Origin of the sequence: Variovorax boronicumulans, assembly GCF_009811375.1 — a bacterium.
GTDB classification, from domain to species: domain Bacteria; phylum Pseudomonadota; class Gammaproteobacteria; order Burkholderiales; family Burkholderiaceae_C; genus Variovorax; species Variovorax boronicumulans.
The window spans coordinates 280814-296724 of the sequence record NZ_BKDH01000004.1 but is presented as its reverse complement, the minus strand read 5'-3'; the positions used below and the strand labels follow the sequence as shown (position 1 = coordinate 296724).

Sequence of the window (15911 nt, the reverse complement as noted above, 5' to 3'; positions counted from 1 at the left end):
CGACGCATGCAGCGCAGACACCTCGCCACCGCGCTGGCTGCAGCGATGCTGCTGGGCGGCGCGGGCCTGGCCCAAGCCGCCGCGTGGCCTGACAAGCCCGTCAAGCTGGTCGTGCCGTTCCCGCCGGGGCAGGCCACCGACATCTTTGCCCGCGCGCTCGCCGAACAGCTCGGCAAGCGGCTGGGCCAGCCCGTGATCGTCGACAACAAGGCGGGCGCGGGCAGCAACATCGGCACCGAGTTCGTGGTGCGCGCGCCGCCCGACGGCTACACGCTGGTGGTGGCGGGCAGCGCGATGGCGGTGAACCAGACGCTCTACGCCAAGCCGGGCTTCGACCCGCGCAAGGACCTGGTCGGCATTTCGCTCATCGCGAAGGTGCCGCTGGTGTTCCTGGCCACGCCCGAAAGCGGCATCCGCACACTGGCCGAGCTCACGGCGCGCGCCAAGGCCGAACCCGGCAAGCTCAGCTACGCGAGCGCCGGCATCGGCGGCACGCAGCACCTGTCGGGCGAGATGTACAAATCGGCGGCGCATGTGTTCATCACGCACATTCCGTACCGGGGCAGCGGGCCGGCCCAGGCGGACTTCCTGGGCAACCAGGTGCCGCTGATGGTCGACTCGGTGACGGCCGCGCTGCCGCACATCAAGGCGGGCAAGGCGGTTGCGCTGGCGGTGACGTCGGCCACGCGCTCGTCGCAATTGCCCGAGGTGCCCACCGTGCGCGAGAGCGGCGTGGCCGGCACGAAGAACTTCGAAGCCGTGGGCTGGCTCGGCCTGATGGCGCCGCGCGGCACGCCGCCCGAGATCGTGGCGCGGCTGAACCACGAAGTGACCGACATCCTCAAGAGCGAGCAGATGGCGCGCTTCATCCGCGACCGGGGCTCCGAGCCGGCACCGACGACCGGCGCCGAGTTCGACCGTTTCGTGGCGAGCGAGATCGGGCTCTGGGGTGCGGCGGTGAAGGCGTCGGGCGCGAAGCCCGAGTAACTTCTCAGGCCGACGCAGCCAGCGGCAGCGCCGTCGCTTCCCCGCTGCGGTCGACCTCGGCCAGCAGCCAGTGGCGGAAATGGTCCAGCGTGGCCAGCTGGCCACGCCCCTCGGGGTAGCAGAACCAGTAGCCCTCGCTGCCCCGGTAGCCGCCGTTGGGCAGCGGCTCTTCCACCAGCCCCGACGCAATTTCGTCCTGCACCAGGCAGCGCGGCACCAGCGCCACGCCCATGCCGGCCATGACGGCGCGGATCATGGTCTGGAACTGGTCGAACTGCAGCCCGGCCAGCGGGTCGAGCCCGCGCACGCCGTGCGCCTCGCTCCAGTGCAGCCACGACTGCGGCACGCTCACATGGCGCAGCAGGGTGCAGCGCGCCACGTCCTGCGGCGTGCGGATGGCGGCCTCGGCCTGCGCGGCGCGCGGGGCGATCAGCGCCACGTCCTGCCCCGCGAGGTAGTGCGAGCGCGCGCCGGGCCAGTGGCCGTCGCCGAACAGGATGGCGCAGTCGAGCTCGGGCCGCTCGAAGTCGTAGCCGTGCACGAAGGGCACGAAATGCAGCGTGATCTGCGGGTGGCGCTGCTGGAAGTCGGGCAGGCGCGGAATCAGCCACTTGGCGCCGAAGGTGGGCAGGGTCGACAAATGCAGCGCACCGCCGCCGTCTCCGCTGGTGATGAGCTCCAGCGTGGCCGCCTCCAGCTGCGCCAGCAGGGCGCGCACCGCCTTTTCATAGCGCTCGCCGGCCGGCGTGAGCGCCAGGCGCTTGCGGCTGCGCTCGAACAGCGGCGCGCCGATCCAGCGCTCGAGCTCCTGCACCTGCTTGCTCACCGCGCCCTGCGTGAGGTGCAGCGCCTCGGCCGCGCGCGACACGCCGCCGAAGCGCACCACGGTGGAGAAGGCACGCAGCAGGTTCAGGGGCGGGTTGAGGCGTCGCAGCGGCATGGGGGAGCCCATCAAGTCATTCCAGATTGGAATGATATCGGGTATATCCTTTGCTTCAGGTGAGCTGCAGCTTTGCACATTCACTCATCGTTCCATTGGAAGAACCCTCATGCAACGTCGTCATTTCCTCTCCACCCTGGCTGCTGTTTCTTTCGCCCCAGGAATATCCTTTGCCCAAGGCAAGCCGATCCGCCTGGTCGTGCCCTTCCCGCCCGGCGGCGCCACCGACATCACGGCCCGCGTGCTCTCCGAGCCCCTAGCCAAGATCCTCCAGCAGCCCGTGGTGATCGACAACCGCGCCGGCGCGGGCGGCTCGATCGGCATGGCCGAGCTGGCGCGCGCCACGCCCGACGGCCTGAGCTTCGGCGTGGCCACGCTGTCCACGCACGGCGTGAACCCGGCCGTGTACCACAAGCTGCCCTACGACCCGATCAAGGGCTTCGCCGCCGTGACCGAGCTGGTGAAGGCGCCGGGCGTGATCGTCATCAACCCGGCCGTGCTGCCGGTCGGCAGCTTCGCCGAGCTGGTGAAGTACCTGAAGGCCAACCCGGGCAAGGTGTCGTACGCCTCGCCGGGCAACGGCACCATCGGCCACATGTGGGGCGAGCTGTTCAAGAGCAGCACCGGAACCTCGATGGTGCACATCCCCTACCGCGGTGCGGGCCCGGCCATCAACGACGTGCTCGCGGGCCAGGTGCCGGTGTACTTCGACCAGGTGGCCTCGTCGCTGCCGCACGTGAAGGCCGGCAAGCTGAAGGCGCTGGCCGTGTCCTGGAGCGGCCGCCTCGACGTGCTGCCCGAGGTGCCGACGTATGGCGAGCTGGGCTACGCGGCCAGCAACGACCCGTCGTGGTTCGGCATGATCGCGCCCGCCGGCACGCCGCCCGAGCTGGTGCTGCGCATGCAGCAGGCCGTGGCCACCGCGCTGAAGGACCCCGCGGTGCGCGAGCGCCTGTCGCTGCAGGGGCTGTACGCCTCGGGCACCACGCCGGCCGAGTTCACGAAGCAGATCGCGAGCGAGATCGAGAAGATGAAGAAGGTGGCCGCCTTCGCGCGCATCCGATTGGACTGACCGACACCGCCTATGCATCCAGTCCTGAAACTGATTCAAACCCGCGCCCAGGTGACGAGCGTCGCCGGGCACACCCCGCTGGTGCTGGACTCTCCGCACAGCGGCACCGTCTACCCCGAGGACTTCCGGCCCGTGTGCGAGCTCGCCACGCTGCGCCGGGCCGAGGACACCCACGTCGAGAAGCTCTACGCTTTTGCGAGCGACATGGGCGCCGCCTGGATCGAGGCGCACTTTCCGCGCAGCTACCTCGACGCCAACCGCGACATGACCGAGGTCGACACCACCATGCTCGACGGCCCGTGGACCGAGCCGGTGTCGACCGACCCGCGCGTGCTGTCGAAAGTGCGCCTGGGCAAGGGCCTGATCTGGAAGCTCACCGACGAGGGCCTGCCGATCTACGACCGGCCGCTCACGGTGGCCGAGGTGCGCCAGCGCATCGACCAGTGCTGGCGCCCGTACCACGCGGCGGTGGCGCAGGCCATCGACGAAGCGCATGCACGGCACGGCTACAGCATCCACATCAACTGCCACTCGATGCCGGCCATCGCGGGCAGCCACGCCACCGACTTCCCGGGGCTGGCGCACGCCGACTTCGTGATCGGCGACCGCGACGGCAGCACGGCCGACCCGGCGCTGTCGCACAAGTTGTGCGAACACCTGCGCGCACGCGGCTACAGCGTGGACTACAACCACCCGTACAAGGGCGTGGAGCTGGTGCGCCGCCACGGCAACCCGGCGGCGAACCGGAACAGCATCCAGGTCGAGATCAACCGCAAGCTCTACATGGACGAGGCCACGCTGGCGCTCGACGAAGCCGGCGCTGCGCGGCTGCAGGCCGACCTGCGCTCGATGGTCGAGATGCTGCTGGCGACCGACCCGCGCGTGGCAGGCTGAACAACGCCGCCCCTGCGGCGGCTGGTGTCTTTGTTACAGGGCGGCCGGAGCCCCCGGCCTATAGTGGGACGTCCTTTGTTCTCTGGAGTCCTGCCGTGAAGTCGATCCTTGCCGCCCTCGCCGTCCTTGCGACCGGTCTGCTGGTCTCGGGCTGCGCCGGCACCGCGCCGTCGCCGTCTTCTTCCTCCTCCACGTCTTCATCGGGCAGCGGCGTGACAGTGTTCGGCACCATCGACGCCGGCGTCAGCGGCACGACGAACAAGTCGTCGCGCTGAGCCAGAGCCTCAGGCGACCGTCGCCAGGTAGCCCCGCAGCGCATCGCGCAACTGGCGTGACAGCGTCTGCAGGTCGGGCCGCCCACCGGTGCCGATGTGGGTGTGCGCGACCAGGCCGTAGATGATGGTCTGGCACACGCGCGCCGCCTCTTTCTTCTGCGGGCCGTCGGCCCCCACGTCGCCCGCCGCGTCGAGCACGCCCACCCATTCGGCCACGAAGCGGTCGTACATCTTGCGGTAGGCCTCGGGGCTGGAGAGGTGGCGCTCCAGCAGGTAGTGCGCACCCCAGGCCACGGGCTGCGCGCGGTGCGCGTCGAGCTGCGCATCGATCACCGCGTCGACGATCTCGCGCCACGGTCGGCCTTCGGTCGCGGCCACGACCGCGCGCATGTCCAGCAGCAGCGCCTTGGAGCGCAGGTGCAGGCACACGCGCGCCAGGTCCTCCTTGTTCTCGAAGTACTCGTAGAAGCTGCCCAGGCCCGTGCCCGCCACGGCCACGATCTCGCGGATCGTGATGGCGGCGTAGCCCTTCTCGACCAAAAGCCGAACAAAGGCTTCCTGCAAGGCCTGCGAGGTGTGGCGCGCGCGGGACTGGCGCGGCTTCCTCCTCGGGGCGACGGCGGGTGCACGGGCGCCGGTCATGGCCGCCGAACCCGAACACCTTGGGGGCGGGTTGTTCCTAGAATTTTTGATCCCATCGAAAGGCATTCTGCAATGACCTCGCCCGACCGCGCCCCCGAGACAACGCCCCCCGCCGTCTACACCGGCGAGGGCGACACGTGGCAGCCCGACGCGCTCTCGCGCGGCCCCTGGGACCCGCGCGCGCAGCATGGCGGCGCGCCCGCCGCGCTGCTCGCGCACATCGCCGAACGCGCGGCGCCCGGCCCCGGCTGGCAGCTGGCGCGGCTCACGCTCGAGCTGGTGAAGCCGGTGCCGGTGGCGCCGCTGGCCACGCGCACGCAGTCGCAGGCCTCGCGCGCCACGGTGCGCGTGGGCATCGACCTGCTCGCGGGCGACACGGTGGTGGCCCGCGCGCATGCGCTGCTGCTGAAGACCTCGCCGCTGACCTTGCCAGCGAACCTGCCCGCGGGCGACGCGCCGCGCGAACTGCGCCCGCTGCCCGAGGACTGCACCGAGCGCCTGCGCATTCCCGGCCTGCCCGACGGCCTCTCGTTCCACCAGACCGCCGTCGAATCGCGCCTCGCGCAAGGCGACATCGCGCAGCCCGGCGCGGGCGCCGCGTGGTTCCGGCTTGCGGTGCCGCTGGTGCGCGGCGTGGCCACCTCGCCCGCGATGCGCGCGGCGGCGGCGGCCGACTTCGGCAACGGCCTGAGCTGGGTGCTGTCGCCCGCCGACTTCCTGTTCTCGAACGCCGACCTCAGCCTGAACCTGTTTCGCGTGCCCGAGGGCGAGTGGATCGGCCTGCGCGCCAGCACCGAGATGCACGCCGGCGGCGCGGGCCTCACCGTGTCCCACCTGTACGACACGCGCGGCCTCATCGGCCTCGCGACCCAGACGCTGGTGGTGCGCGAACGCGCCGCCGCCGCCTGAACACGCCCCCTCTTTCACCGATTCACGGAGACAACGCCATGACCATTCCCGGCATCCATCCCGACAACCAGGTCCCCGAGCTCAAGGACTACAACGTCTACACCAGCGACCCCGCGCTGCGCGGCGCGGTGGGGCGCGGCGGCGCCGCCTGGCGCGACGACGAGCTGGTGCGCCAGGGCGCCGAGTACGGCGCCGAGGCCACGCTGCGCGCCGCCGAGGACGCCAACCGCCACGAGCCCGAGCTGCACACGCACTCGCGCACCGGCACGCGCATCGACAGCGTGCAGTTCCACCCCGCGTGGCACACCATGATGTCGATCGCGCGGCGCAACGGCATCGCCAACCTGCCGTTCTTCGACGAGCGGCCCTCGGCCTGGGTGGGCTACGGCGCCTCGCTGTACATGCACAGCCAGATCGAGTCGGGCTCGACCTGCCCGACCACCATGACCAAGGCCTGCATCCCCGTGATGCGCCGCAACGCCGCGCTGTACGCCGACCTGCGCGACAAGCTCGCCGCCCACGTGCACGACCCACGCGACATCCCGCTCGAGGGCAAGACCTCGATGACCGTCGGCATGGGCATGACCGAGAAGCAGGGCGGCAGCGACGTGCGCACCAACACCACGCGCGCCGTGCCGGCCGGCCAGGGCCCGTGGGGCAGCGAGTTCCTCCTCACCGGCCACAAGTGGTTCTTCTCGGCGCCGATGTGCGACGGCCACCTGGTGCTGGCCAAGACCGACGAGCACGGCTCCTCGTGCTTCTTCGTGCCGCGCTGGCGGCCCGACGGCAGCAAGAACGCGATCCACATCCAGCGCCTGAAGGACAAGGTCGGCAACCGCTCCAACTCCAGCAGCGAGGTCGAGTTCAAGGAGGCCTGGGGCGTGCTCGTGGGCGACGAGGGCCGCGGCATCCCGACCATCATCGAGATGGCCACCGTGACGCGGCTGGACTGCGCGCTCGCCAGCGCCGGCTTCATGCGCCAGGGCTTCGCGCAGGCGCTGCACTACACGCGCAACCGTTTTGCCTTCGGCAAGGCGCTGGTCGACCAGCCGGTGATGACCGAGCTGCTGGCCGACATGGCGCTGGAAACCGAAAGCGCCACGCTGCTGGCGATGGAGCTGGCCTCGCGCTTCGGCTCGCCCGCGCCGCTGGACACGGCCTGGCGCCGCCTGCTCACGCCCGCCGCCAAGTTCTGGAACTGCAAGCGCGCGGTGGCGCTCACGGGCGAGGCGATGGAGGTGTTCGGCGGCAACGGCTACGTGGAAGACGGCCCGATGGGCCGCCTGTTCCGCGAGGCGCCCGTCAACTCGATCTGGGAAGGCTCGGGCAACGTGATGTGCCTGGACGTGCTGCGCGCCGTGTCGCGCAACCCCGACGACGCGCACCTCGTGCTCGACCACCTGCAGGAAGTGACCGCCGGCGAAGCGCGCCTGCAGGCCGAGGTGCAGGCCCTGCGCCAGATGGTGCAGCTCGCGCCGCAGGACCTGGAACGCCAGGCGCGCCGCTTCACGCAGCGGCTGGTACGCGCGGCGCAGGCCGGCCTGATGCTGCAGCACGCGAGCCCGCTCGCGGCGGCCGCGTTCGTGTCGAGCCGCTTCGATCCCGACTGGGGCCCCGTGACCGGCATCAGCGCCGGCACCAGCGACCCCGGCGCGCTGGTGCGCGCCGCCTGGCACTGAGCACGGAGCCGACACGGATGGATTTCGTTTCCCTGCTCGACCAGCACGCCCGCACCCAGCCTGCGCACGAATGCCTGCACGCCGCGGGCCGCGCCTGGGCCTACGCCGAGTTCGCCGAGCTCTCGCGCCGCGCCGCCACCGTGCTGCGCGCGCAGGGCGTGGGCGCCGGCGACAAGGTCGCGCTGCTGTGCTTCAACACGGTCGGCTTCGTCGCCGCGATGTTCGGCGCCTGGCGCCTCGGCGCGGCCGTGGTGCCGGTCAACCACAAGCTGCAGGCGCCGGAGATCGACTACGTGCTGGCGCACGCCGGCGTGCGCCTGTGCGTGGCCGACGGCACGCTCGCCACGCAGGTCGCCGCGCGCATCGCGCACCGCTGCGACTGGCTCGCGACCGACAGCGGCGCCGACGGCCTGCCGATGTTCGACGACCTGGCGGCGCAGGCCGCGCCGCTGGGCGACGACGCCCCGGCGCCCGGCACCGACACGCTGGCCCAGGTGCTCTACACCTCAGGCACCACGGGCAAGCCCAAGGGCTGCCTGCACAGCCACCGCAACGTGTTCATGGCGGCGGTGTGCACGGCGGCGGGCATGTCGCTGTCGCGCAACGAGCGCACGCTGGTCGCGATGCCGGTGTGGCATTCGTCGCCGCTCAACAACTGGCTGCTGGGCACGCTGCTCATGGGCGGCACCGTGGTGCTGCTGCGCGAGTACGCGCCCAAGGCCTTTCTCGACACGCTGGCCGAAGAACGCATCACCTTCACCTTCGGCGCGCCCATCGCCTTCCTGGCGCCGCTGTCGGTGGTGCCCGACGTGCAGCGCTACGACTTCAGCGCGATGCGCCTGTGGGCCTACGGCGGCGGCCCGCTCGGTGCCGACATGGCGCGCAAGCTGGCCCACAGCTACCGCAGCGACCGCTTCGTGCAGGTCTACGGCATGACCGAATCGGGCCCGCTGGGCACGGTGCTCTACCCGGAAGACGCGATCGCCAAGGCCGGTTCGATCGGCCGTGCGGGCGTGCCCGGCGTGGCCATCGAGGTGCGCCACCCCGACGGCCGGCGCTGCGGCGCGGGCGAGGTCGGCGAGATCCACCTGCGTTCGCCGGCCGTGATGCAGGGCTACCTCGACAACCCGCAGGCGAGCGCCGAGGCCTTCGACGCCCAAGGCTGGTACCGCACGGGCGACCTGGCGCGGGTGGACGAGGACGGCTTTTTGTTCATCGTCGACCGGCTGCGCGACATGATCATCACGGGCGGCGAGAACGTCTATTCGAAGGAAGTGGAAGACGCGCTGGGCGCCCACCCCGACGTGCAGGACGTGGCCGTCATCGGCCGCCCGCACCCCGAGTGGGGCGAGACCGTGACGGCGGTGCTGGTGGCGCGCGGCGGGCGCGCACTCGAGGCGCGCGAGCTGGTGCGTTTTCTCGAGGACCGGCTGGCGCGCTACAAGATTCCGCGCATCTACGAAGTGCGCGAGAGCCTGCCGCGCACGGCGACGGGCAAGCTGCTGAAGCACCTGCTGCGCGACGCGGGCTGACGCGCTGCGGCGCAGCGCTCAGCGCCGCAACAACGCCTGCCGCAGCAACCGCGCCGCCCGGTTGCGAATGCGCCCCTGCATCTCGCGCATGCTCGTGCGCGGCGCCACGCGGGCGGTGGCGCAGGCCCACAGGAAGTCGTGCAGGATCGGCGTGTCGTCCACGGTCTCGGTGCTGCCGTACTTGTGGAACTCGGGGTGCCACTGGGTCGCCGCGATGTAGCCGCGCCCCTTTTCAGGCCGGCGGCGGATCGCCTCGGGCACGCGGTCGGGCAGGCTCCAGGCCTCGATCTCGAAGCCGGGCGCGAGCCCCTTGATGCCCTGGTGGTGGATGCTGTTGACGCGCGCCGTGCGCACCTCGGGGTACAGCTTCGCCAGGCGCGTGCCTTCGACGATCTCGATCTGGTGGAAGTTCTGGTCGTAGGTCACCGGGTCGCGGTGGCGCACCGTCTCGGGGTGGCCGTGCTGCTCCTCGATGTCCTGGTAGAGCGTGCCGCCGAAAGCCACGTTGATCAGCTGCAGGCCCCGGCACACGCCGAAGATCGGCTTGCCGGCCTGCTCGAAGGCCTCGACCAGCGCAAGGTCGTACAGGTCGCGGATCTGGTCGCCGATCCAGGCGTCTTTCAGGGGCTCCTCGCCGTAGCTGCCGGGCCAGACGTCGGCGCCGCCGTGCATCACCACGCCGTCGAGCCACTCGGCGTAGTGCGACAGCTTGGTGTCGCCGCGCGCCGTCTCGCCCGTGGGGCAGGGCACCATCACCACCATCGCGCCGGCCGACATGAGCCAGTGGGCGATCGACTGTTCGACGTACTGCAGCGTCTTGTTCGTGAAAAGCGAGCGGGCCGGGTCGGCGTGCGAGAAGCAGGCGGACAAGCCGATCTTGAGCCGGGCGGCGACAGGCTGAGACATGTCGATGGGTTCCCTGTGGACAAAGTTCATTGTGCGCCCATCGAACTTCGGTCGTGTGTCAGCCGAACCCCCGAAGTATGCTGTGCGGCGCATCAGGAGACACGCATGAAGACGATCAAGGGGCCGGGCATTTTCCTGGCCCAGTTCGCGGGCGACACGGCCCCGTTCCACTCGCTCGACGCCATCGCCGGATGGGCCGCGGGCCTCGGCTACAAGGGCGTGCAGATCCCCAGCTGGGACACGCGCCTCATCGACCTGAAGCGCGCCGCTGAAAGCAAGACCTACTGCGACGAGATCAAGGGCCTGCTTGCGGGCCACGGCCTGGAGATCACCGAGCTCTCGACCCACCTGCAGGGCCAGCTGGTCGCGGTGCACCCGGCCTACGACGCGGGCTTCGACGGCTTTGCGGCGCCCGAGGTGCGCGGCAACCCCGTCGCGCGCCAGCAGTGGGCGGTGCAGCAGCTGCACCACGCGGCCAAGGCCTCGGCCAACCTCGGGCTCACGGCGCACGCGACCTTCTCGGGGGCGCTGGCCTGGCCGTACCTGTATTCGTGGCCGCCGCGCCCGGCCGGCCTCATCGAGGAGGCCTTCGACGAACTGGCGCGCCGCTGGCGCCCGATCCTCGATGCCTTCGACGCCGTGGGCGTCGACGTGGGCTACGAGATCCATCCCGGCGAAGACCTGCACGACGGCGTGAGCTACGAGATGTTCCTGGAGCGCGTGGGCAACCACCCGCGCGCCTGCCTGCTGTACGACCCGAGCCACTTCGTGCTGCAGCAGCTCGACTACCTGGCCTACATCGACCACTACCACGAGCGCATCAAGCTCTTCCACGTGAAGGACGCCGAGTTCAACCCGACCGGCAAGCAGGGCGTGTACGGCGGCTTCCAGAGCTGGATCAACCGGGCCGGCCGCTTTCGTTCGCTGGGCGACGGGCAGGTCGACTTCAAGGCCATCTTCTCGAAGATGGCGCAGTACGACTTTCCGGGCTGGGCGGTGCTCGAATGGGAGTGCTGCATCAAGCACCCGGAAGACGGCGCGCGCGAAGGCGCAACCTTCATCGCCGACCACATCATCCACGTGGCCGACCGGGCCTTCGACGACTTCGCGGCCGGCGGGGCGGACGTGGCGGCCAACCGGCGGATGTTGGGGATCTAGCTCGTCGAACGGATCGCGTCGTCGAGGATTTCGAGGCCGCGGTCGATTTCCTCCGGCTTCACGTTCAGCGGCGGCGCGATGCGCCACACGGCCGCCATGCCGCCGACGGCCACGATGTTCATGCTCAGGCCGCGCGCCATGCAGGCGTCGGTGATGGCGCGGCCGCGCTCGGCGTCGGGCTCGCGGGTCTCGCGGTCCTTCACCAGTTCCACGCCCTGCAGCAGGCCGTGGCCGCGCACGTCGCCGATCACCTCGTGCCGCGCCTTCAGCGTGGCCAGGCCCCGGCTCAGGCGCTCGCCCATGGCGGCGGCGCGCTGGTTGAGCCCTTCTTCCTCGAGCACGTCGAGCACCGCCAGCCCGACCTCGGCCGGCAGCGGGTCGGACACGTGCGAGGTGACGTGCACAAAGCCCTTCTCGTGGCAGTCCTGCTCGATCGCCTCGCTGGTGACCGTGGCGCCGATCGCCAGGCCGCCGCCCAGCGTCTTCGAGACGGTGAGGAAGTCGGGCACCACGCCAATTTGCTCGAACGCGAAGTTGCTGCCCAGGCGGCCGAAGGCGGTCTGCGCTTCGTCCAGGATCAGCAGCATGCCGCGCTCGCGGCACTTGGTCTGCAGCTTCGGGAAGTAGCCGACGGGCGGCACGATCACGCCGCCCGAGCTCAGCACCGGCTCGGCGATGAAGGCCGCGAGCGAGCCGCTGGACTGCGCATCGACCATGTCGAAGCCGACGTCGAGGCAGGTGGTGTCGCAGGCGTCGCGGCAATGGCGGATGGGGCAGCGGTAGCAATTCGGCGCGGGGATCGACATGGTGCCGGGCTTGTGCGGCCCGTAGTCGACGTGGTGCCGGCCCGCGAAGGTGAGTGCGGCCATGCCGCCGTTCACGCCGTGCCAGCCGCCGTTCAGGCCCACGATCTCGTAGCGGCCGGTGGCCACGCGGGCCATGCGCGCGGCGGCCTCGTTGGCCTCGCCGCCGGTCGATAAAAACAGCGATTTCGACAGCGACGGCGGCAGCATCGCCGCCAGCCGCCCGGCCAGCGCCGGCACGGCCGGCCCGACGAAGCCGCTGTACAGGTGCAGCGCGCCCTCGCAGGCCTTCTCGATCGCCGCGACGATGCGCGGGTGGTTGTGGCCGATGGTGGCGCACATCTGGCCCGAGGTGAAGTCGAGGATCTCGCGCCCGTTCGCGTCCCACAGCGTGGCGCCGCGCGCCTTCACGATGACATGCGGGCTCAGCCCCATGCCGTAGCGCACGAGGTGCTTGCTGACCACGGGGTCGTAGGTTGCGCCTTCGGCCATCGGATGCTCCTTGTTCGTCGGGGGAGCCCCAGCGTAGCCATCGGCCGCGAAATCCGGTGTCGTTGTGCGGGCCCGAAAACGAAGCCGATTGCGCGCACCTTGCGCCACACTGGCGGCACCATGAAAACCGGCACCCTCGATCGCATCGACCAGTGCATCCTGGCCGAACTGCAGGCCGACGCGGGCCTGCAGAACCAGACGCTGGCCGAGCGCGTGAACCTCTCGCCCTCAGCCTGCCTCAAGCGCGTGCAGCGGCTGCGGCGCGCGGGCGTGATCCGCGAGGAGGTGGCCATCCTCGATGCCGCGCGCGTGGGCTTTCCGGTGCTGGTGATCTCGCGCGTGTCGCTGCGCAGCACCACGCGCGAGGCGATCCAGGCCTTCGAGCGCAAGGTGCATGCGCTGCCGCAGGTGCTGCAGTGCCACTGCGTGGCCGGCGAGACCGACTTCGTGCTGGTGATCTGCGCGCGCTCGCTGCCCGACTACCAGGCCTTCGCGCAGGAGCAGCTGGGCGACGCGCTGGAACTGGAGAACTACTCGAGCGACATCGTGCTGTCGACCACCAAGTTCACGACCCGGCTGCCGCTGGACAGCGCCTGAGGGCGCCGCCGCTACAGCAGGCGCACCAGCCGCCGGATCGCGCCGTCGATCTGCGACTCGGCGATCAGGCCGAAGCCGAAGGCCAGCCCGTTGGGCGCATCGGGCGCCTGCGGATCGAGCGCGAAGCGCGACAGCGGCGGCAAGGTGATGCCGGCCGCCGCGGCGCGTTCGACCACCACATGGTCGCGCGCGCCGCCGTGCAGCCAGGCCGACAGGTGCAGGCCGGCATCGGACGGAATCGCCTCCAGCCGGCCCGCGCCGTGGCGCGCCAGCGCGTCGAGCAGGGCGCTGCGCCGTGCGCCGTACAGCTTGCGCATGCGCCGGATGTGGCGCGCCAGGTGCCCCTCGGCAATGAAGGCCGCGAGCGCCTCCTGCCCGAGCACCGGGCCGTGCCAGTCGGCCAGCTCGCGCGCCCGCACCAGCGCCGCGCGGGCCCAGGGCGGCGCCACCACGAAGCCCAGGCGCAGCGCGGGGAACAGGCTCTTGGAAAAGGTGCCGACGTAGAACACCGAGCCGGCGCGGTCGAGCGTCTGCAGCGCGTCGAGCGGGCGGCCGGCAAAGCGGAACTCGCTGTCGTAGTCGTCCTCGATGAGCACGGCGTTGCGCGCCCGCGCAAAGGCGAGCAGGGCGGCGCGGCGCGGCGGCGACATGGCCACGCCGGTGGGGAACTGGTGCGAGGGCGTGACGCAGACCACGCGCGCCTCGGGCGGGATGCGGTCCACGCACAGGCCTTCGTCGTCGGTCGGCACCGTGACCACCTTCGCGCCAGCGGCCAGCATGGCCTCGCGCAGCGAGGGATAGAACAGCTGCTCGACCGCCACCACCGTGCGCCCCGGCACCACCAGGATGCGCGCGAGCAGCCCGAAGGCCTGCTGCGCGCCGGCCGTGACCACGATGTCGTCGGCCGTGCAGCCGACCGCGCGCGTGAACGACACGTGCGCCGCGATCGCCTCGCGCAGGGCGCCCTGGCCCTGCGGGTCGGCGTAGTCGGCGGTCTGGCGCGCCACGCGGCGCAGCGCGCGGTCGGACAGGCGACGCCAGATGTCGAACGGAAAGGCGCCGACATCGGGCAGGCCGACGCGGAAGTCGTCGCGCGCGGCCCGCGGCTGCAGCGTGGGGGCGAGGTCGGCGCCGGGCAGGTTCAGCGGCACCAGCCGCGGATCGCGCCGGGGCGCGGCGCCCGCCTCCTTGGGCGTGGCCCGGCCGCGCCGCAACGCGGGCAGCGTGTCGGCCACGTAGGTGCCGGACCCCGGGCGCGCCAGCAGGTAGCCCTCGCTCAGCAGCAGGTCGTAGGCCGCCAGCATGGTGTTGCGCGACACGCCCAGCCGCTGCGCCAGCGCGCGCGTGGCGGGCAGGCGGGCGCCGGGCTGCAGCCGGCCGTCGAGGATGGCGTCGCGCAGCTGGCGGTGCAGCGCGCGCAGCAGGTCGCGCGAACCGGCGACCGGCAGGCACAGGGCAAGCTCGAAAAGTGGCTCCATGATCTTTGCCGATTGTGGTTCTTTTGAAGAGCCGCCTGCAATCCTATTCTGGAGGCCTTGGAACACCCACCCATGGAGTCCTTCACCATGCACACCGCTCCTGAAACCTCACCGCAACCGCCCGCCGAACGCCTGCCCCTGGGCCTGGCCTGGCTCGCGCTGGGCGCCTTCGCCATCGGCACCGAAAGCTTCATGGTCGCCGGCCTGCTGCCGGTGCTGGCGGCCGACCTGCAGGTCAGCGCCGCGCGGGCCGGCCAGCTGGTGCTGCTGTTCGCGCTGAGCTATGCGATCGGCTCGCCGTTGATGGCCGCGCTGCTCGCGCGCTTCGGGCGCCGCCCGCTGCTCATCGCCAGCCTGGCGACGTTCGCGGGCCTGACGGCGGCGGCCTCGATGGCGCACGGCATCGCGCAGCTGGCCCTGGCGCGCGTCGCGCTCGGGCTGGTGGCGGGCGTGTTCCTGCCGACGGCCAGCGCGGTGGCGGCGGCAATGGTGTCGCCCGCGCTGCGCGGCCGGGCACTGGCCATCGTGACCGGCGGCGGCACCGTGGCGGTGGCGCTCGGCGTGCCGCTGGGCGCCTGGATCGCGGGCTGGGGCGGCTGGCGCACGGCCTACCTGCTGATCGCCGCGGTGGCGGCGCTGGCCACCTGGGGCCTGTGCGTGGGGCTGCCGCGCACGCTGGCGCAGGCACCCACTGACGCGGCCCCGCGCACCTCGGCCTTCGCCGTGGCGCGCGAACCCGGCGTGGCGCCGGCGCTGCTGGCCACGGTGCTGTGGGCCACGGGCGGCTTCAGCTTCTACACCTACATCGCGCTGTTCCTCGGGCACACGCTGGGCTTCGGGGCCGAGGGCGTGGGCGCGGTGTTCTTCGCGATCGGCGTGGCCGCCGCGCTGGGCACCGCGACCGGCGGCTGGGCCACCGACCGCTTCGGCGCCGACCGCATGGCGCGGGGCTTCGCGCTGGCGCTGGTGGTGATCATGGGCGGGCTCTCGTTCGCCGCGCAGATGCTGCCGCGCGGGCTGGCGCTGCCGCTGATCGTGGGCCTGTCGGCGCTGTGGGGCTTCGCCGGCTGGGGCTTCGGGCCGGCGCAGGCGGTGCGGCTGATCCGGCTGGCGCCCGAGCGCGCACCGATGACGCTGTCGCTCAACGCCTCGGCGGTCTACCTGGGCATCGCGGCGGGCTCAGGGCTGGGCGGCGCGACCATCGCGTGGTTCGGCGTGAGCGCGGTGGGCTGGGTGGGCGCCGCCGCCCAGCTGGCGGGGCTGGTGCTGCTGTGGCGCGCGGCGCGGCGGGCCCGGTCGGTAGCGCCTGTGGCGTCAACGGCGCCGGCCTGCGCCTGATCCTGCGGCGGATTGCTATATTTTTAATAGCTACATTGATAGAATGGATGGCCCTTCGGGGCCTTTTTCATGCGGGCGTTGTTTTTAAGACAAGCAACTGTCATGCCCTGCAAGCTATAATGTCGGGTTCGTTTCGATACCACGACGAAGAATTTCGTCACCCCCGCCGGCCGATCTGCGTTGCCATCCGAATCCGGGTTCCAGGATTC

15 protein-coding genes are annotated in these 15911 nt (G+C 71.3%); 10 read left to right on the top strand and 5 right to left on the bottom strand.

Features of this window, described 5'->3' with window-relative positions:
• The first annotated feature begins 6 nt into the window (after positions 1-6).
• Positions 7-987 carry a tripartite tricarboxylate transporter substrate binding protein gene (locus tag VHAB30_RS26425; RefSeq protein ID WP_174250294.1) on the top strand — a complete coding sequence of 327 codons (981 nt, stop codon included), beginning with the start codon at positions 7-9 and terminating at the stop codon, positions 985-987.
• Between the two features lie 4 nt (positions 988-991).
• On the opposite strand, the gene VHAB30_RS26420 is transcribed toward VHAB30_RS26425, so the two are convergent.
• Positions 992-1927 (bottom strand): LysR substrate-binding domain-containing protein, encoded by a 936-nt coding sequence (locus tag VHAB30_RS26420; protein ID WP_159279141.1) that lies wholly within the window; start codon positions 1925-1927, stop codon positions 992-994.
• Positions 1928-2036: 109 nt separating this feature from the next.
• Between VHAB30_RS26420 and VHAB30_RS26415 the strand changes: the two genes are divergently transcribed.
• The 3 genes from VHAB30_RS26415 (at position 2037) to VHAB30_RS26405 (ending at position 4168) form a co-directional block, all read left to right on the top strand.
• On the top strand, positions 2037-2999 hold the full coding sequence (locus VHAB30_RS26415) for a tripartite tricarboxylate transporter substrate binding protein BugE (RefSeq protein ID WP_159279140.1): 963 nt from the start codon (positions 2037-2039) through the stop codon (positions 2997-2999).
• Between the two features lie 12 nt (positions 3000-3011).
• A complete protein-coding gene (locus tag VHAB30_RS26410) occupies positions 3012-3893 on the top strand; it encodes an N-formylglutamate amidohydrolase (RefSeq protein WP_159279139.1) in 882 nt (293 codons plus the stop codon).
• Between the two features lie 95 nt (positions 3894-3988).
• A complete protein-coding gene (locus VHAB30_RS26405) occupies positions 3989-4168 on the top strand; it encodes a hypothetical protein (protein WP_062480395.1) in 180 nt (59 codons plus the stop codon).
• A 9-nt stretch (positions 4169-4177) separates the two neighbouring features.
• Here the strand turns inward: VHAB30_RS26405 and VHAB30_RS26400 are convergent, their stop codons facing one another.
• Positions 4178-4810 carry a TetR/AcrR family transcriptional regulator gene (locus VHAB30_RS26400; protein WP_159279138.1) on the bottom strand — a complete coding sequence of 211 codons (633 nt, stop codon included), beginning with the start codon at positions 4808-4810 and terminating at the stop codon, positions 4178-4180.
• Between the two features lie 72 nt (positions 4811-4882).
• Here VHAB30_RS26400 and VHAB30_RS26395 point away from each other — a divergent pair, with 72 nt between their 5' ends.
• The 3 genes from VHAB30_RS26395 to VHAB30_RS26385 are packed head-to-tail and all read left to right on the top strand — an operon-like array spanning position 4883 to position 8930.
• Positions 4883-5719: a thioesterase family protein gene (locus VHAB30_RS26395; protein ID WP_159279137.1), complete on the top strand. Its 837-nt coding sequence runs from the start codon at positions 4883-4885 to the stop codon at positions 5717-5719.
• A 38-nt stretch (positions 5720-5757) separates the two neighbouring features.
• A complete protein-coding gene (locus tag VHAB30_RS26390; protein WP_174250293.1) occupies positions 5758-7398 on the top strand; it encodes an acyl-CoA dehydrogenase family protein in 1641 nt (546 codons plus the stop codon).
• Between the two features lie 17 nt (positions 7399-7415).
• A complete protein-coding gene (locus tag VHAB30_RS26385) occupies positions 7416-8930 on the top strand; it encodes a class I adenylate-forming enzyme family protein (RefSeq protein WP_159279136.1) in 1515 nt (504 codons plus the stop codon).
• A gap of 18 nt (positions 8931-8948) precedes the next feature.
• On the opposite strand, the gene VHAB30_RS26380 is transcribed toward VHAB30_RS26385, so the two are convergent.
• Positions 8949-9836, bottom strand: a complete 888-nt coding sequence (locus VHAB30_RS26380; RefSeq protein WP_062480404.1) for a gamma-glutamyl-gamma-aminobutyrate hydrolase family protein — start codon at positions 9834-9836, stop codon at positions 8949-8951.
• A gap of 105 nt (positions 9837-9941) precedes the next feature.
• On the opposite strand from VHAB30_RS26380, the gene VHAB30_RS26375 reads away from it, so the two are divergent.
• Entirely contained in the window at positions 9942-10994 is a 1053-nt protein-coding gene (locus VHAB30_RS26375) for a sugar phosphate isomerase/epimerase family protein (protein ID WP_159279135.1), read from the top strand.
• Here the strand turns inward: VHAB30_RS26375 and VHAB30_RS26370 are convergent.
• Positions 10991-12289, bottom strand: coding sequence for an aspartate aminotransferase family protein (locus tag VHAB30_RS26370; protein ID WP_159279134.1), 1299 nt, complete (start codon positions 12287-12289; stop codon positions 10991-10993). The two genes, VHAB30_RS26375 and VHAB30_RS26370, sit on opposite strands and share 4 nt — an antisense overlap.
• Before the next feature lie 120 nt (positions 12290-12409).
• On the opposite strand from VHAB30_RS26370, the gene VHAB30_RS26365 reads away from it, so the two are divergent.
• Complete coding sequence (locus tag VHAB30_RS26365; protein ID WP_070063380.1) at positions 12410-12886, top strand: Lrp/AsnC family transcriptional regulator; 477 nt, start codon at positions 12410-12412, stop codon at positions 12884-12886.
• 11 nt (positions 12887-12897) lie between these two features.
• Here VHAB30_RS26365 and pdxR read toward each other — a convergent pair whose 3' ends face one another.
• Positions 12898-14364, bottom strand: a complete 1467-nt coding sequence (pdxR, locus tag VHAB30_RS26360) for a MocR-like pyridoxine biosynthesis transcription factor PdxR (protein WP_159279133.1) — start codon at positions 14362-14364, stop codon at positions 12898-12900.
• 87 nt (positions 14365-14451) lie between these two features.
• On the opposite strand from pdxR, the gene VHAB30_RS26355 reads away from it, so the two are divergent.
• Positions 14452-15702 carry an MFS transporter gene (locus tag VHAB30_RS26355; RefSeq protein ID WP_159279132.1) on the top strand — a complete coding sequence of 417 codons (1251 nt, stop codon included), beginning with the start codon at positions 14452-14454 and terminating at the stop codon, positions 15700-15702.
• Positions 15703-15911 lie beyond the last annotated feature (209 nt).

Bases quoted from the DNA above. Each gene is read 5' to 3' on its own strand.
- VHAB30_RS26425 (WP_174250294.1), top strand. From the start codon at position 7: ATGCAGCGCAGACACCTCGCCACCGCGCTGGCTGCAGCGATGCTGCTG.
- VHAB30_RS26420 (WP_159279141.1), bottom strand. From the start codon at position 1,927: ATGCCGCTGCGACGCCTCAACCCGCCCCTGAACCTGCTGCGTGCCTTC.
- VHAB30_RS26415 (WP_159279140.1), top strand. From the start codon at position 2,037: ATGCAACGTCGTCATTTCCTCTCCACCCTGGCTGCTGTTTCTTTCGCC.
- VHAB30_RS26410 (WP_159279139.1), top strand. From the start codon at position 3,012: ATGCATCCAGTCCTGAAACTGATTCAAACCCGCGCCCAGGTGACGAGC.
- VHAB30_RS26400 (WP_159279138.1), bottom strand. From the start codon at position 4,810: ATGACCGGCGCCCGTGCACCCGCCGTCGCCCCGAGGAGGAAGCCGCGC.
- VHAB30_RS26395 (WP_159279137.1), top strand. From the start codon at position 4,883: ATGACCTCGCCCGACCGCGCCCCCGAGACAACGCCCCCCGCCGTCTAC.
- VHAB30_RS26390 (WP_174250293.1), top strand. From the start codon at position 5,758: ATGACCATTCCCGGCATCCATCCCGACAACCAGGTCCCCGAGCTCAAG.
- VHAB30_RS26385 (WP_159279136.1), top strand. From the start codon at position 7,416: ATGGATTTCGTTTCCCTGCTCGACCAGCACGCCCGCACCCAGCCTGCG.
- VHAB30_RS26380 (WP_062480404.1), bottom strand. From the start codon at position 9,836: ATGTCTCAGCCTGTCGCCGCCCGGCTCAAGATCGGCTTGTCCGCCTGC.
- VHAB30_RS26375 (WP_159279135.1), top strand. From the start codon at position 9,942: ATGAAGACGATCAAGGGGCCGGGCATTTTCCTGGCCCAGTTCGCGGGC.
- VHAB30_RS26370 (WP_159279134.1), bottom strand. From the start codon at position 12,289: ATGGCCGAAGGCGCAACCTACGACCCCGTGGTCAGCAAGCACCTCGTG.
- VHAB30_RS26365 (WP_070063380.1), top strand. From the start codon at position 12,410: ATGAAAACCGGCACCCTCGATCGCATCGACCAGTGCATCCTGGCCGAA.
- pdxR (WP_159279133.1), bottom strand. From the start codon at position 14,364: ATGGAGCCACTTTTCGAGCTTGCCCTGTGCCTGCCGGTCGCCGGTTCG.
- VHAB30_RS26355 (WP_159279132.1), top strand. From the start codon at position 14,452: ATGCACACCGCTCCTGAAACCTCACCGCAACCGCCCGCCGAACGCCTG.